The sequence below is a fragment of the Frankiales bacterium genome (assembly GCA_016125335.1).
Taxonomy (GTDB): Bacteria; Actinomycetota; Actinomycetes; order S36-B12; family CAIYMF01; genus Longivirga.
In genome coordinates this window covers 58,501-73,307 of the sequence record WGLY01000004.1, presented here as the reverse complement: position 1 = coordinate 73,307, position 14,807 = coordinate 58,501, and the positions used below count along the sequence as shown (strand labels likewise).

Annotated in this window: 12 protein-coding genes; 8 read left to right on the top strand and 4 right to left on the bottom strand. The window is 75.6% G+C overall.

Annotation, left to right across the window (positions count from 1 at the left end):
- Window positions 1-5: 5 nt before the first annotated feature.
- Both GC157_03110 and GC157_03105 read right to left on the bottom strand, forming a co-directional pair.
- Window positions 6-920 carry a hypothetical protein gene (locus GC157_03110; protein MBI1376460.1) on the bottom strand — a complete coding sequence of 305 codons (915 nt, stop codon included), beginning with the start codon at window positions 918-920 and terminating at the stop codon, window positions 6-8.
- Window positions 921-937: 17 nt separating this feature from the next.
- Window positions 938-1,840, bottom strand: coding sequence for a pseudouridine-5-phosphate glycosidase (locus tag GC157_03105; GenBank protein MBI1376459.1), 903 nt, complete (start codon window positions 1,838-1,840; stop codon window positions 938-940).
- A gap of 98 nt (window positions 1,841-1,938) precedes the next feature.
- Here GC157_03105 and GC157_03100 point away from each other — a divergent pair, with 98 nt between their 5' ends.
- The 6 genes from GC157_03100 to GC157_03075 all read left to right on the top strand — a co-directional run bounded on the left by GC157_03100 (window position 1,939) and on the right by GC157_03075 (window position 10,421).
- Window positions 1,939-4,767: a GNAT family N-acetyltransferase gene (locus tag GC157_03100; protein MBI1376458.1), complete on the top strand. Its 2,829-nt coding sequence runs from the start codon at window positions 1,939-1,941 to the stop codon at window positions 4,765-4,767.
- 61 nt (window positions 4,768-4,828) lie between these two features.
- Complete coding sequence (locus tag GC157_03095; protein MBI1376457.1) at window positions 4,829-6,127, top strand: MFS transporter; 1,299 nt, start codon at window positions 4,829-4,831, stop codon at window positions 6,125-6,127.
- 5 nt (window positions 6,128-6,132) lie between these two features.
- Window positions 6,133-6,717 carry a phosphodiesterase gene (locus GC157_03090; GenBank protein ID MBI1376456.1) on the top strand — a complete coding sequence of 195 codons (585 nt, stop codon included), beginning with the start codon at window positions 6,133-6,135 and terminating at the stop codon, window positions 6,715-6,717.
- Between the two features lie 247 nt (window positions 6,718-6,964).
- Complete coding sequence (locus GC157_03085; protein MBI1376455.1) at window positions 6,965-8,617, top strand: hypothetical protein; 1,653 nt, start codon at window positions 6,965-6,967, stop codon at window positions 8,615-8,617.
- 221 nt (window positions 8,618-8,838) lie between these two features.
- Window positions 8,839-9,558 carry a thymidine kinase gene (locus GC157_03080; GenBank protein MBI1376454.1) on the top strand — a complete coding sequence of 240 codons (720 nt, stop codon included), beginning with the start codon at window positions 8,839-8,841 and terminating at the stop codon, window positions 9,556-9,558.
- The gene (locus GC157_03075; protein ID MBI1376453.1) at window positions 9,555-10,421 is read left to right on the top strand and encodes a sulfurtransferase; all 867 of its coding nucleotides are present in this window, start codon (window positions 9,555-9,557) and stop codon (window positions 10,419-10,421) included. Before GC157_03080 ends, GC157_03075 begins: the two co-directional genes overlap by 4 nt.
- 22 nt (window positions 10,422-10,443) lie before the next feature.
- Here the strand turns inward: GC157_03075 and GC157_03070 are convergent, their stop codons facing one another.
- Window positions 10,444-11,409, bottom strand: coding sequence for a DUF3071 domain-containing protein (locus GC157_03070; GenBank protein MBI1376452.1), 966 nt, complete (start codon window positions 11,407-11,409; stop codon window positions 10,444-10,446).
- 122 nt (window positions 11,410-11,531) lie between these two features.
- On the bottom strand, window positions 11,532-12,752 hold the full coding sequence (locus tag GC157_03065; GenBank protein ID MBI1376451.1) for an MFS transporter: 1,221 nt from the start codon (window positions 12,750-12,752) through the stop codon (window positions 11,532-11,534).
- 58 nt (window positions 12,753-12,810) lie between these two features.
- Here GC157_03065 and GC157_03060 point away from each other — a divergent pair, with 58 nt between their 5' ends.
- Together GC157_03060 and GC157_03055 are read left to right on the top strand one after the other, a co-directional pair.
- Complete coding sequence (locus GC157_03060; protein MBI1376450.1) at window positions 12,811-13,893, top strand: ferrochelatase; 1,083 nt, start codon at window positions 12,811-12,813, stop codon at window positions 13,891-13,893.
- A gap of 85 nt (window positions 13,894-13,978) precedes the next feature.
- Window positions 13,979-14,779 carry an inositol monophosphatase gene (locus tag GC157_03055; protein ID MBI1376449.1) on the top strand — a complete coding sequence of 267 codons (801 nt, stop codon included), beginning with the start codon at window positions 13,979-13,981 and terminating at the stop codon, window positions 14,777-14,779.
- Window positions 14,780-14,807: the final 28 nt, after the last annotated feature.

Genomic DNA, 14,807 nt, shown 5'->3' with positions numbered 1-14,807 from the left:
GCAGGTCAGGGGCGGGCGCCCACCCGGGTGACGGCCCGCGCGGCCGAGCGGTTGCCGCGTTCGAGCGCGGTCGTGGGGTCGGCGCCGGAGCACCAGGCCGGCAGCCACCCGGCGGCGAAGGCGTCGCCCGCGCCGGTGGTGTCGACGACGTCCACCGGCAGCGCCTCGGCGTGGGCGGTGCGGCCCTCGGCGTCCTCGACGTAGGCGCCGTGGCGTCCGAGCTTCACCACCACGGTGCCCACCGCCGAGCGCAGCGTCCGGGCCGCGATGGTGGCGGTGGCCAGCACCGTGGCGGCGTCGTCGTCCGGCCGCGGCTCGGGCAGCCCGGCCAGGAACGCCGCCTCGGACTCGTTGGCGAGCAGCACGTCGACGCCGGTCACCCACGACAGGAAGCGCGCCGCCCCGGTGTCGGACAGCGGCCCCACCGAGGCGACGTCGACGCTCGTCGTCATCCCGCGCAGCCGGGCCCGGTCGAGCGCCGACAGGCCGGCCATGCGGCTGCCGTCCACGAGCAGGACGTAGCCGGACAGGTGCAGGTGGCGCCCCGGGGCGAACAGGTCGTCGGCGAGGTCCTGCGGCGCGAGGGCCTCGTTGGCGCCGGCGTCGGGGATCATCGTGCGCTCGCCGTCCGGGCCGACGAGCACCACGCACGTGCCGGACGCGCGCACGGGGTCGACGGCGAGCGCGCACGTGACGCCGAGCGACTCGAGCTCGGTCCGGCCCGCGCGGCCGAGCAGGTCGTCGCCCACCCGGGCCACCAGCGTGGTGGGGTGCCCGTCGTGCGCCAGCCACGCGGCGGTGTTGGCCGCGGCGCCGCCGCCGAGCACCCGCACGTGCGCGGGGGTGTCGGTGCCCAGCCGCACCGGCCCGGGCAGGCCCGCGACGACGTCGGTCATCCACTGGCCGACGACGACGAACATCGTCGGCTCGGCGCCGGTCATGCCGCGAGGGCGGCCGCGACGGCGGCGGCGAGGGTCGCGTTGCTGCGCACCAGCGCGACGTTGACCGCGAGCGAGCGCCCGGCCGTGGCGGTGTGGAAGTGCTCGAGCAGGAACGGCGTGACGTCCTTGCCGCGGACCCCGGCGGCGTCGGCCGCGGCGAGGCCCTCGGCCAGCACGGCGTCGTGCAGGTCGCGGTCGAGCTCGTCCGCGGCCCTCACCGGGTTGACCAGGAGCAGGCCGCCCGCGCACCGCAGCTCGTGGCGGGCCCGGACGACGTCGGCCACCTCGCCCGCGGACTCCACGCGCCAGTCGAGCGCGAAGCCGGAGTCGGCCAGGTAGAAGCCGGGGAAGCGGTCCGTGCGGTAGCCGAGCACGGGCACGTTGAGCGTCTCGAGGCGCTCGAGCGTCGCGCCCACGTCGAGGATCGACTTCACCCCCGCGCACACGACGGTGACCGGCGTCGTCGACAGGGTGGTGAGGTCGGCCGACTCGTCCCAGGTGTCGCGGGCGCCGCGGTGCACGCCTCCGAGGCCGCCGGTGGCGAACACGTCGATGCCGGCGAGGTGGGCCAGGTGCGCGGTGGCGGCCACCGTGGTGGCGCCGTGCCCGCCGCGGGCGACCAGCGTGCCGAGGTCGCGCACGCTCACCTTCACCACGGAGTCGTCGCCGGCGACCGTGGCCAGGGCGTCCTCGTCGAGCCCCACGCGCGGGACGCCGCCCACCACGGCGATGGTCGCCGGCACGGCGCCGCCGTCGCGCACCGACTGCTCGATCTCGCGCGCGACGCGCAGGTTGTCCGGCCGCGGGAGGCCGTGGCTGATGATCGTCGACTCGAGGGCCACCACGGGGCGGCCGGCGGCGACGGCGTCGGCCACCTCGGGGTGGACCTGCAGGCGCATGGCGCCACGCTACCGGCGGGCGCGGGCCCTCTCGCGGCGGCCCGCGGCGCGCCGGTCCGTGCGGGAGGACGGCCCGCGCGGACCGCTACCGTGGCCCCGTGAGCGCTGCCCCGACGCCGGCGGCCCCGGCCCCGCCGCCCGCGCACTGGGAGGCCGACGTCGTGGTCCGCGACGGCCGGACGGTGCGCATCCGCCCGATCACCCCGGACGACACCGACCGGCTCGCGGCCTTCCACCGGTCGCTGTCCGACGAGACGGTCTACTTCCGCTTCTTCGCGCCCTACCCCGAGCTCACCGAGCGCGACCTGCACCGGTTCACCCACGTCGACCACGTCGACCGCGTCGCGCTGGTAGCCACCGTCGGCGGGCAGCTCGTCGGCGTCGGGCGCTACGACCGGGTCGACGGCACCGACGCCGAGGTGGCGTTCGTGGTGCGCGACGACCACCAGGGCAGGGGACTGGGCTCGGTGCTGCTCGAGCACCTCGCCGCCGCGGCGCGCGAGCGCGGGGTGCGCCGGTTCGTGGCCGAGGTGCTGCCCACCAACCGGCGCATGCTCTCCACGTTCGAGGAGGCGGGCTACCACCCGTCGCACCACCTCGAGGACGGCGTCGTGTCGCTCTCGTTCGACATCGAGCCGTCGGAGTCGTCCGAGGCGGTGCGCGTCGCGCGCGAGCACCGCGCCGAGGCGCGCAGCATCGCCGCGCTGGTGAACCCGACGTCGGTCGTGGTGGTGGGCGCCGGCCGCGACCCGTCGTCGGTCGGCCACCGGCTGCTCGCGCACCTGCTCGACGGCGAGTTCACCGGTGCCGTGTCGGCGGTCAACCGCGGGGCCGCCGCTGAGGGGCAGCAGGTGCTCGGCGTCCCCACCTACCCGTCGGTGCTCGAGCTGCCCGAGGTGCCCACCCTCGCGGTCGTGGCGGTGCCCGCCGACGAGGTGATGGCGGTGGTCGACGACTGCGGTGCGGCCGGCGTCGCCGGGCTGCTCGTGGTGTCCAGCGGGTTCGCCGAGTCCGGCCGCGAGGGCGCGGAGCGCCAGCGCGCTCTGGTGCGCCGCGCGCGCGGCCTCGGCATGCGCGTCATCGGGCCGAACGCGCTCGGCATCGTCAACACCGACGAGGACGTGTCGCTCAACGCCTCGCTCGCGCCCGTGATGCCCGGGCGCGCGCCGATCGGGTTCTTCTGCCAGAGCGGCGCGCTCGGCGGCACGATCCTCGCCCGGGCGGCCCGCCGCGGTCTGGGCGTGTCCACCTTCGTCTCGGCCGGCAACCGCGCCGACGTGTCCGGCAACGACCTGCTCCAGTACTGGCAGGACGACGCGCGGACCTCGGTGGTGCTGCTCTACCTCGAGAGCCTGGGCAACCCGCGCAAGTTCACCCGCATCGCGCGGCGGCTCGGCCGCACCAAGCCGGTCGTGGCCATGCGCACCGGACGCACCACGCAGGCCTACCCGCTGGGCCACACCACGCGCCGCACCGCCCTGCCGCCGGCCGCGATCGACTCGATGTTCGCCCAGGCCGGGATCATCGAGACCGACTCCCTGAGCCAGCTCTACGACGTCGCCGGGCTGCTGGCGTTCCAGCCGCTGCCGACCGGCCGCCGGGTCGCCGTGGTGAGCAACTCCGACGCCCTCGGCGTGCTGGCCGCCGACGCCTGCGACGGCGCGGGGCTCGAGGTGGTGGGCGACTTCGTGACCCTGGGCCACGACGTCACACCCGAGGACCTCGCGGTGGCGCTCGCCGCAGTGCTCGAGGACCCGGCCGTCGACTCCGTGGTGGTGACCCACGTTCCGGTGGTGGGCACCGACGGGCGGCCGTGGGAGCGCGTGGTGGCCGCGAGCGTCGCGCGCGGGGCGAAGCCGGTGGTCGCGGTGCTGGTCGCGGCGCGCGAGGAGAGCGGGCTCATCGAGGGCGACCCGGACATCGCCCCGGAGGGCCGGGTGCCCTTCTACGGCACGGTCGAGGAGGCGGTGCTCGCGCTCGAGCGGGTGACCCGCTACGCGGAGTGGCGGGCGCGCCCCCTGGGCGAGGTGCCCGAGCCGGCGGGGGTGCGGCCGGAGGACGCCGAGGCCGTCGTCGCGGACGTGCTGGCCGGCGGCCCCACCCAGGTGCCACGCCCGCGCGACCTCGTGGACACCGACATCCTGCCGGTGGTCACGCAGGCCGACGCCGACGCCGCGGCCGCCGGCGCGGGGCTGCCCGACGCCCCGCCGGTGCCCCCGACGGCGCTCGACGAGTTCATCCTCTACGCCGAGGACCCGGCCGACGCGCTGAGCCGCATGCTGGCGGCGTACGGCATCGAGGTGTGGCCGGTGGTGCCGGTGTCCTCCGAGGAGGACGCGCGCCAGGCCGCCAACGCGCTGGGCTACCCGGTGGCGCTCAAGACGCTCGACCCCCGCTTCGCGACGCGCACGGACCTCGGGGGAGTGCGGCTCAACATCGAGAACGAGCGCGCGGTGCGCACGGCCTACCTCTCGATGGTGGCCTCGCTCGACCCGGCGGCCGCGCGCCGCCTGGTGCTCCAGCGGATGGCCACGCCGGGCGTGGCCTGCGTGGTGGGCTCGCAGGAGGACCCGCTCTTCGGGCCGGTGGTGTCGTTCGGCCTCGCCGGGGTGGTGCCTGAGCTGCTCGGCGACCGCGGCTACCGCATCCCGCCGCTGACCGACGTCGACGCCCGCGACCTCGTGCGGGCCCCGGGGGCGGCCCCGCTGCTCGAGGGCTTCGGCGGCACGGCCCCGGCCGACCGCGCTGCGCTCGAGGACCTGCTGCTGCGCGTGGGCCTGCTCGCCGACGAGCATCCCGAGCTCGCCGAGCTGCGCCTCGAGCCCGTGGTGGTGGCCCCGCACGGCCTCGCGGTGCTGGGTGCGCGGGCGGTGCTGCGGCGGGCCGCGGCACGGGTCGACACAGGGGTTCGCCGGCTCGGCGCGTGAGCCGTCCGGCCCAGGCCTAACCCGTTTCCGCGGTGTCGGTGGTGCGTGGTCTCATGCTCGGGTGAGCGAGGTCGGGACGGTCGTCGATGGGGAGCACGTCTCGATCCGGGAGGTGCTCACCCCGCCGCTGGTGCGCATGCTGGTGGGGGTCGGGCTCAACGCCCTCGGCGGCGGCCTGGCGCTCGCGCTGTTCGTCGTCTACCTGCACCAGGTCCGCGGTATCGAGCTCCGCACCGCCGGGCTGATCCTCAGCTACCAGGCGGTCCTCATGCTCGTCATCGCGCCGTTCGTCGGCGCGCTGGTCGACCGGGTGGGCCCCCGGCCGGTGCTGCTCGTGGCGTGCCTGGTGTCCGGGGCCGCCACCATCGCGCTCGGCTTCGTCACCACCGTGCCCCAGGCCGTCGCGGCCTCGACCGCGATGGCGGTGGGCGGCGCCGGGCTCTGGCCGCCGCAGGGGGCGCTGCTCGCGCGGCTGGCCCCGCCGGAGCACCGGCAGCGCGTCTTCGGCCTCCAGTTCATGATGCTCAACCTCGGCCTCGGCCTCGGCGGCCTGGTCGCCTCGACGTTCATCGACGCGAGCCGCCCGGGCACCTTCACCGCCGTGTACGTCGTGAACGGCCTGTCGTTCCTCGCCTACTTCGTCGCCGTGCTGTCCCTGACGCACGTGCGCGGACGCGAGGCGCCCGAGCCGCACGAGGAGGACGCGCCGGTCGGCTACCTGGCGGTGCTCGCCGACCGGCGGCTGCTGGTGTACCTCGGCGGGGCGCTGCTGCTGCTCACGTGCGGCTACGGCTCGATCGACGCCGGACTCCCGGTGTTCATGACCGAGGTCGTGGGGCTGCCGGCCCGCGCGATCGGGCTGGTCTTCTTCCTCAACACGGCGCTGATCGTGGGCATCCAGGTGCTGGTGCTCAAGCGCATCGAGGGCCGCTCGCGCACCCGCATGCTCGGCGTCACCGCCGCGATCTGGGCGGTGTTCTGGGTCGTCGTGGCAGCCTCCGCCGGCCTGCACCCGGTGGCGGCCGGCGTCGTCATCGCGCTGGGCTTCGGGCTCTTCGCGCTCGGCGAGATGGTGTTCTCGCCGGTGGGTCCCTCCCTCATCAACGCCTTCGCCCCGCCGCACCTGCGCGGGCGCTACAACGCGGTGGCCGGGCAGGTGTGGGGCGTCTCCGGCGCGCTCGGGCCGGCGATCGCGGGCTGGGCGCTCGGCAACGGCTTCGGCGTGCTGTGGGCGCTCGGGCTGGCGGTGGGCTGCGGGCTGGCCGGCGTCGCGCTGCGCATGCTCGGGCGGATCATCACCCCCGAGGAGGACGGGCGCACGGGTGCGGCCACCGGCGTGGCGGTGCAGGTGGGAGGATGACGTCCATGACGGGCGACACCCTCGCACCCCGCCTGCGCGCGGACATCGAGCGCAGCGGCTACTACCCCGAGCTGGTCTCGGACACCCTCGACACGGCGCTGGCCGACGAGGCGGTGCTGTCCTACGTCGTCCACCACGAGGCCACGTTCGACCACGACGAGCTGCGCCGGCACGTCACGGTGCTCGCGCTGACGCCCACGCGGCTCATCGTGGGGCACACCGACGAGAACCCGGCCGACGAGACCAGCCCCACCACCTACGCCACCGCCTCCACCGAGGCCGTGCGGCTCGAGCGGATCGACTCCGTGGTCGTCACCCGCGTCGCCGCCGACGCCGCCTCCCACCGTCGGGGCTCCCCGGTGCGCGAGGTCGTGCTCACGATCGGGTGGGGCGCGGTGAGCCGCATCGACCTCGAGCCGGCCACCTGTGGCGACCCGGCCTGCGAGGCCGACCACGGCTACACCGGCACGGCGTCCAACGACGACCTCGCGCTGCGGGTGTCCGAGGCCGCCGACGGCGCCGAGGTGGTGGCGCAGACCCTCGTGTTCGCCGCCGCGCTGTCGCAGGCGACTGCGGCGCGTAGCCGCTGAGCGCTCCCGCCGCCCCGGGTGCGGGGGCCGGCGTCCCCGCAGAAGGGCCGAACGGCCCGGGCACGGCGGGTGAACCACGCGCGACGGTCCGATGAACGGAGCGCTCCTCGCCCTTTCGGGTGATCCGGGGTTCGCGGTGTGTGTCCACCCGTGCGCGTGTGCGAGGGTGGGCCCGACCGTCGCCGGGCCTGGGGAGCGGACCGGTCACTGAGAGTAGCCGAGCACCAGATCCCGAGGGGGACCCTCCATGACCGTTCCGACCGCGCGCCGTGCCGCGGCCCTGGCCACCGCGAGCGCCGTGCTCGTCGGCCTGGCCGTCGCCGTGCCGCAGGCGGCGTCCGCCGTCGCCCCGACCGACGCGACGAACTTCGCCTTCATCGAGACCACGGACGCGTCCCAGCCCGGGCCGCTGCGCCAGGTGGCCGGGCTCGCGCCCGCCGCGGTGACCGACGCCACCAACCTCACGTCCGGCACCCTGTCGACGAGGTTCTTCGACGCCTCGAGCGGCACCACCACCACCGCCACCACGACGGTCGCGACCAGCGTGCGCACCGCCGGGGGCACGCAGGCGCTCGTGGTGACCAACAACGGCACCTCGCGCATCGTGTCGACCTACAACGACGCGAACCCGGTCGTGAGCGCCGACGGCAACACCGTGTGGTTCGTCGTGCACGGCAACCTGTTCAAGTACGCGGTGGACACCCAGACCACCACGCAGATCAGCATCGGCGCGGAGTTCAACCCGTGGGCCGCGGCGCCCGGCTCGCACACCTACCTCTACCGGCTCGCCGTCTCGCCCAACGGCCTCGAGGCCGCGGTGCTCCAGCAGAGCTACCCCAACTCCGGCTCGATCGGCGTGAACCGCAGCCAGATCAAGGTGTTCGACATCAGCCAGACCGGGGCCGCGTTCGACTCCACCCCGCTGTGGACGAGCTACAACTACACCGGCAACACCGCGAGCGACCCCCAGCTGCTGCCCTACAACCTCGTGTTCACCGACGACGACACCCTGGTGTTCGGCGAGTGCGTCAACGACCCGTGCGCCACCTGGACCACCTTCTCCGTCACGCCGTCCTCGGCCCAGAGCGGGGTCCAGACCGGCACCGGCATCACGGCGCTGCCGAACCTCGACAACCTGCTGGGGCTCAAGCAGTCCGGCGGCACGTGGTACGCGTGGAGCCTCACGCTCGACAGCGGCAACACCATCACGAACATCACGCCTTACTCCACCACCGACAACACGTTCTCCACCCCGCTGACCGCGGGCACCATGTGGCCCACCGGCAGCGGCAAGTGGTTCTCGCAGATCACCCCGCTGCAGGCCGAGCCCCCGGCAGTGGGCGCGGTGGCGAACAAGCTGCCGGTCACCGCGGCGTTCGCGGTCTCCAAGACGCGCATCTTCGCCGGCCGCACCGTCGGCTACACGGCGTCGGGCACCTACAAGACCGGGCTCGCGCAGGACGTCTCCACGGTGGCCGGCGTGCTCGAGAAGTCGATCGACGGCGGCAAGACCTGGACCACGGTCGTCGACCCCGCCGCCGCGAGCGGCACCACGCCGCGGATCTGGCGCAACACGTACTTCCACTGGAAGTACGCGGGCGACGACCTCGTCGCGCCGGCGACGTCGGCGAACCGCCTCGTGCAGGCCGTCCCGTCGCTGTCGTTCACGGTGAAGCGCTGGGGCGTCTACCGCATCGTGACCGGCAAGACCGGCCGCGTCGGCGGCTCCGTGTCGATGTGGAAGAAGGTCGGCACCCGCTGGTACCGCATCCACACCACGTCCGTGAAGGCGCGCGGCCTGTTCAACTTCGGCCGCCAGCGCCTCGGCACGGGCCTCTACAAGGTGACGACCAGCATCGACCGGTCGTGGGCGTCGAACTTCAAGGCGTTCCGGGTCTGACCCGCACCCGGCGGCCGGGCACCTGACGGCCGCACCCGCACCACGGCCCGGCGGCCCGCGACGCCGGACCAGCCCCTCGGGGCCACCACGAGAGGCCCGGACGCCCGTCGTCCGGGCCTCTCGGCGTGCCCGCCCGGTGCGTCACCGCCCGCGGCGCCGCCCGCCCGGGCGATACTGGGCGGCACCGCCCACCCGCCCCGCACCCCCAGGAGCCCCCGCGCATGGCCGAGCTCGTCTTCTTCTCGGGGACGATGGACTGCGGCAAGTCCACCCTGGCGCTGCAGACCGACCACAACCACGCGGCGCGCGGGCGCGCCGGCATCGTGTTCACCTCGCTCGACCGCGCGGGGGAGGAGACGCTCTCGAGCCGTCTCGGGCTCAAGGTGCCGGCCGTGGAGGTGAGCCCGGAGACCGACTTCTGGGCCCACGTCGTCGACGTGCTCGAGGCCGGGGGGCGCTGCGACTACCTCATCTGCGACGAGGCGCAGTTCTACACCGGCGAGCAGGTCGACCAGCTCGCCCGCATCGTCGACGAGCTCGGCGTCGACGTCTTCGCCTTCGGCATCCTCACCGACTTCCGCACCCGTCTGTTCCCCGGGTCGGCCCGCCTCGTGGAGCTCGCCGACCGCGTGCAGGTGCTCCAGGTGGAGGCGCTGTGCTGGTGCGGCGATCGCGCCACGCACAACGCGCGCACCGTCAACGGCGCCATGGTCGTGGAGGGCGAGCAGGTGGTGGTGGGCGACACGTTCTCCGCCGACGCCGTGGCCTACGAGGTGCTCTGCCGGCGCCACCACTCCCGGCGGATGACCGCCGCCCGCGCGCAGGCGGCGCACATGAGCCCCACGCCGCTGCCCTTCGGCGAGGAGGCCGTCGACGTCTCCGGCACCGTCACCCGGCTCGATGAGCCGGTGGCACCGCGAGGGGCGGCGGGCACCGGGTGACCCGCGGACCGCTCGTCGACGTCGCCGGGCTGCGCGAGGCGCTGGCCTCGGCGTCGCCCCCGGTGGTGCTCGACGTGCGGTGGAGCCTGCTCGGCCCGCCCGGGCGCGAGCTGTTCGAGGCCGGGCACGTTCCCGGCTCCGTGTTCGTCGACCTCGACGCCGACCTCGCCGACCCGCCGCGGGGGCCGGGCGGGCGCCACCCGCTGCCGGACCCGGCCCGCTTCGCCCGGGCCATGCGCCGCTGCGGCGTCACCCTCGACCGTCCCGTGGTGGTGCTCGACGCCGGCGACGGCACCGTGGCGGCGCGGGCCTGGTGGCTGCTCGAGCACCACGGGCATGACGACGTCCGCGTGCTCGACGGCGGCCTGGCCGCCTGGCGCGAGACCGGCGGCGAGCTCGAGAGCGGGCCGGTGCCGCTGCCCTTCGGCGACGACGGCCCGCCCGACGGTCGCCGGTTCGTCGCGGAGGTCGCGCGGCTGCGGGTGATCGACGCCGACGAGGCCGCGGCGTGGCCGGCCCACGGGGTGCTGCTCGACGCCCGGGCCGCCGCTCGCTACGCCGGCGAGGTGGAGCCGGTGGACCCCGTCGCCGGGCACATCCCGGGAGCGCTCAGCGCCCCGGCGTCGATGGCGCTGGACATCGCGGGGCGCTTCCTGGGGCCCGACGACCTGCACGAGCGGTTCGACCCCATCGGGGTGGGCCCCGGCGTGGAGGTCGCCGCCTACTGCGGCTCGGGTGTCACGGCGGCCCACACCGTGCTCGCCCTGCGGGCCCTCGGGGTGGACGCCGCGCTCTACGCGGGCTCGTGGTCGGACTGGGTCAGCGACCCGCGGCGCCCGGTCGCCACCGGGCCGATGGGCTGAGCCGCGCGGGCGACGGGCCGGGTCAGGACTCGGGGTTGCGGCTGCCGAACAGGATCTCGTCCCAGCTCGGCACGGTGGCCCGCGGCTTGCCGCCCTTCTCGACGTCGCCCTCGGCCACCGCCGGCACCGCGCGGGCGGCCTTGCGCCGCGAGCGGCGCGACGTGCGCGCCTTCTCCGGGCGGGCCAGCCCGGGAAGCGTGTCGTAGAGGTCGTCGAGCGGCGAGGCGTCGTCGGGCTCCACTGGCGGGCGGTCGATCAGCTCGACCACCTGCGCGCCACCGGAGTCGCGGTCGACGATCGCGGTGAGCGCGGCGTCCGGGTCGTCGGTGTCGTCGTCCCAGGCGTCGTCCGGGGCGGGCAGCCCCACCAGCACCGGGCGCTCGCTGCCCTCCTCGGCCTGCTCCGGCTCGGCCGTGGCCACCTCGCCGAGCAGCCACGCGCTGGCCGGGTCGTCGGCGTGCACGGTGCGCCCGGCCGGGTCGTAGATCCACAGCGCGGCCGTGGCGCCCTCGGCGACCTCGTCGACCGGGTCCCACGAGGCGAGCACCGACCAGCGGCCGTCCTCGCGCCGCCACGCGTCCCACTCGAGGCCCTCGACGTCGGCGCCGCCGCGCTCGAGCGCCACGAGCACGAGCTCCTCGACGGTGCCGGCGCGCCCGGCGTCGCGCAGCTCGGTCTCGCGGGCCTGCACCGCCATGTGCTCGCGCTCGGCGAGGACCGGGCCGGCGAAGCGCATCACCCGCTCGGGGGCGAGGCCCGAGGACGCTGCGATGTCGTCGGGGCTCTGGCCGTGGCGCACCCGGGTCTGGATGTCGCGCGGGGAGGTGCCGTCGAGGGCGATCTCGAGCTGGCCCAGGCGGCTGCGGTCGCGGCGGACCGCCGCCTCGAGCCGCTCGTCGCAGGGGACGGCGTAGCGGGTCCCGTCGGTGCTGCTGAGCACGAGGGACGTCCCGTCGTCCGACAGCCCGACGAAGGACAGCTCGCGCATCAGGGCCTCCTCGCGTCCCCCACGGCGGTCGGTCGCAGCGGGGTCCCCGCCAGTCTCACCCGAGACGGCGCCCGGGTCGAGCACCGCCACGCGGGCAACCGGGGCACGCGGTGCGGGCGGCGTCAGGTGGCCGCGGCGTCCGGGGCGTAGGCGGCGTCCCAGGCCCGGGTGAGGGTGCGCGACGACGCGGCGATCACCAGGAACGTGGCTGCCGCGGACACCACGCAGATCCAGTACGCCGTGGACGCGCCGTAGCGGTCGATCGTCCAGCCGGCGAGGGCCGCGGCGGCGGCCAGGCCCACGCCGATGCCGGTGTTGGTCCACACCAGGCCCTCGGTGAGCCGCTCGTTGGGCACCAGCCGCTCCACGAGGGCGAACCCGTTGATGAGCACCGGCGAGACGGCCAGCCCGGCGAGCAGGCACTGCGCGCCCAGCAGCCAGGGGCTGTCGATGAACGGGAAGGGCACGGTCGCCAGCGCGAGCGCCGCGGAGAAGCCGAGGAACTGCCGGTGCAGCGGGGCGCGCAGGTGCACCGCGCCGAGCACCACGCCGGACACGCCCGAGGCCAGCGCGTAGAGGGCGAGGAGCAGGCCGGTCCACGACCGCACGCCGTGCTCGTCGGCGAAGGCCACGGTGACGACCTCGAAGGCGCCGAACAGGCCGCCGAGGAACACGAACGCGATCGTCACCTGGAGCGCTCCGGGGAAGCGCAGCGCCGAGCCGCGGCCGTGCACCACCGAGCCGGACGGCGGCGGCTCGGTCGAGCGCGACAGGAGGAACAGCGCGGTGCCCAGCACCAGCAGCACGGCCACGGCGGCCAGCGCCCCGAAGTCGACCACCGACACCGAGAGCACCGTCGCGATGGGCGGCCCCGCGACGTAGATCACCTCGTCGAGCACCGACTCGTAGGCGAACGCGGTGCGCAGCGCGGGCGGGTCGCCGGCGAGCAGGAAGGCCCACCGGGCGCGCACCAGCGAGCCGAAGCTGGGGAACGTGCCGCCGGAGAGCACTACGGAGACGAACAGCAGCGGCGTGGGCGCGCCGGTGCGCACCAGCACCACGAACGCCGTGAGGAAGACGACGTGCGCGCCGACGAGCAGCGGCACGACCCGGCTCTGCCCCAGGCGGTCGGTCGCCCGGCCGATGAGAGGGCCGAAGACGGCGTTGGCCAGCGCGCCGGTGGCCGACAGCGCGCCGGCCAGGCCGTAGCTGCCGGTCTGGCTGGAGACGAGCAGCACCTCGCCGAGGCCGATCATCGACATCGGGAACCGGGCCACGAACCCGGTCGTGGACATGCGGAACGCGCCGGGCCGACGCAGCACGTCGACGTAGCGGGTGAGCACGACCGGACGCTATCCACCCGGTGTGCGGAACCACGAATCCGTTGCCAGGATCGCCCCCATGACGGTGACCGGACCCCGCGGCTCCTACGACGCGCTGCTGCTCGTGTCCTTCGGCGGCCCGGAGGGCCCGGACGACGTCGTGCCCTTCCTGGAGAACGTGACCCGGGGCCGCGGCATCCCGCGCGAGCGCCTCGTGGAGGTGGGCGCCCACTACACGCACTTCGGCGGCGTCTCGCCGATCAACGGCCAGAACCGCGCGCTGCTCGCCGCCCTGCGCGACGACCTCGCGGGCGCGGGCCTCGACCTGCCGGTGTACTGGGGCAACCGCAACTGGGGCCCCTTCCTGGCCGACGCCCTGCGCGAGATGCGCGCCGACGGAGTGGGCTCCGCGCTCTGCCTCGTCACGAGCGCCTACGCGTCGTACTCGGGCTGCCGGCAGTACCGCGAGAACCTCGCCGACGCCGTGGCCGCCGTCGAGGCGGACGGCGCAGGTCCGGCCCCGCGGCTGGACAAACTGCGGCACTACTTCGACCACCCCGGGTTCGTGGAGCCCGTCGCCGACGCGGTCGTGTCCTCGGTGACGGGGCTCGGCGTGGACGCGCCCCGGCTGGTGTTCACGACGCACTCGATCCCGCTCGCGTCCGCGGCGTCGAGCGGGCCGGGCGGCGACGCCTACGTGCGCCAGCACCGCGCGGTGGCGGCCGCCGTGCACGCCGCGGTCGCCGCGCGGGTGGAGGTGGACCCCGAGTGGGACCTCGTCTACCAGTCGCGCTCCGGGCCGCCCGAGGTGCCGTGGCTGGAGCCGGACGTGAGCGACCACCTCGACGCGCTGTCCGCTGCGGGGGTCCCCGGCGTCGTGCTCGTGCCGGTCGGGTTCGTCAGCGACCACATGGAGGTCGTGTGGGACCTCGACACCGTGGCGCTCGAGCACGCGCGCTCGCTCGGCCTGCCGGCGGCGAGGTCCGCGACAGTGGGCACGGACCCGCGGTTCGTCGCCGCCGTGCGCGAGCTGGTGCTCGAGCGGGTCGGCCTCGTGCCGCCCCGGGCGCTCACCCCGCTGGGGCCGTCGCACGACGTGTGCCCGGCCGGCTGCTGCCCGAACCCGCGCGGCCCGCGTCCGGCGCTGTGCGGGTCGGACTGAGCGGGCGCGACCCGCGCGCCCGGGCGGCGCGGGAGGGCCGTGGTGCGGCAGGATCGAGGACGTGAACCTCGACTACGACCCCGGCCTGCTCGACGAGCTGCACGAGCTCGCGGTCGCCGCGGCGTGCGAGGCGGCCGACGCGGTGCACACCGCGCGGCGCTCCGGCGTCACGGTGGCGGCCACTAAGACCAGCGCCTCCGACGTCGTCACCGCGATGGACCGGCGCAGCGAGGCGCTGCTCGTCGACCGCATCCTCACGGCCCGGCCCGACGACGGCATCCTCGGCGAGGAGGGCGCGGACCACGTGGGGGAGACCGGCGTGCGCTGGGTGATCGACCCCATCGACGGCACGGTCAACTACCTCTACGACCTGCCGTCGTGGGCGGTGTCGGTGGCGGCCGAGATCGACGGCACGACCGTCGTCGGCGTGGTCGCGGCGCCCGCGCTGGGCGAGACCTACGTCGCCGTCCTCGGTCGCGGCGCCCGCCTGCACGACGGGCAGGGGGTGCGCACCCTGCACGTGAACGACCCGGTCGAGCTGCCGCAGGCGCTGGTGTCCACCGGTTTCGGCTACACCGTGGAGCGCCGCGCGGCGCAGGCCCGGGTGGTCGCGGAGGTGGTGCCCACGGTGCGCGACATCCGCCGCGCCGGTGCGTGCAGCCTCGACCTGTGCTGGGTGGCGGCCGGCCGGGTGGACGCCTACTACGAGCGCGGACCGCACGCCTGGGACGTCGCGGCCGGCGGACTGGTGCTCACCGAGGCCGGCGGCCGGCTCGGCGGGCTGCACGGCGCCCCGGCGTCCGAGGAGCTCGTGATCGGCGCGGGCCCGCACCTGTTCGGGCCGCTGCACGACTTGCTGGCCGGGCTCGGGGCCGACTCCGACTGACGGGGCCGCGCGACGCCGCCGGCGCGGG

Coding starts and splice junctions, on each gene's coding strand:
- GC157_03110 (MBI1376460.1), bottom strand. CDS start 920: ATGTTCGTCGTCGTCGGCCAGTGGATGACCGACGTCGTCGCGGGCCTG.
- GC157_03105 (MBI1376459.1), bottom strand. CDS start 1,840: ATGCGCCTGCAGGTCCACCCCGAGGTGGCCGACGCCGTCGCCGCCGGC.
- GC157_03090 (MBI1376456.1), top strand. CDS start 6,133: ATGACGGGCGACACCCTCGCACCCCGCCTGCGCGCGGACATCGAGCGC.
- GC157_03085 (MBI1376455.1), top strand. CDS start 6,965: ATGACCGTTCCGACCGCGCGCCGTGCCGCGGCCCTGGCCACCGCGAGC.
- GC157_03080 (MBI1376454.1), top strand. CDS start 8,839: ATGGCCGAGCTCGTCTTCTTCTCGGGGACGATGGACTGCGGCAAGTCC.
- GC157_03070 (MBI1376452.1), bottom strand. CDS start 11,409: ATGCGCGAGCTGTCCTTCGTCGGGCTGTCGGACGACGGGACGTCCCTC.
- GC157_03060 (MBI1376450.1), top strand. CDS start 12,811: ATGACGGTGACCGGACCCCGCGGCTCCTACGACGCGCTGCTGCTCGTG.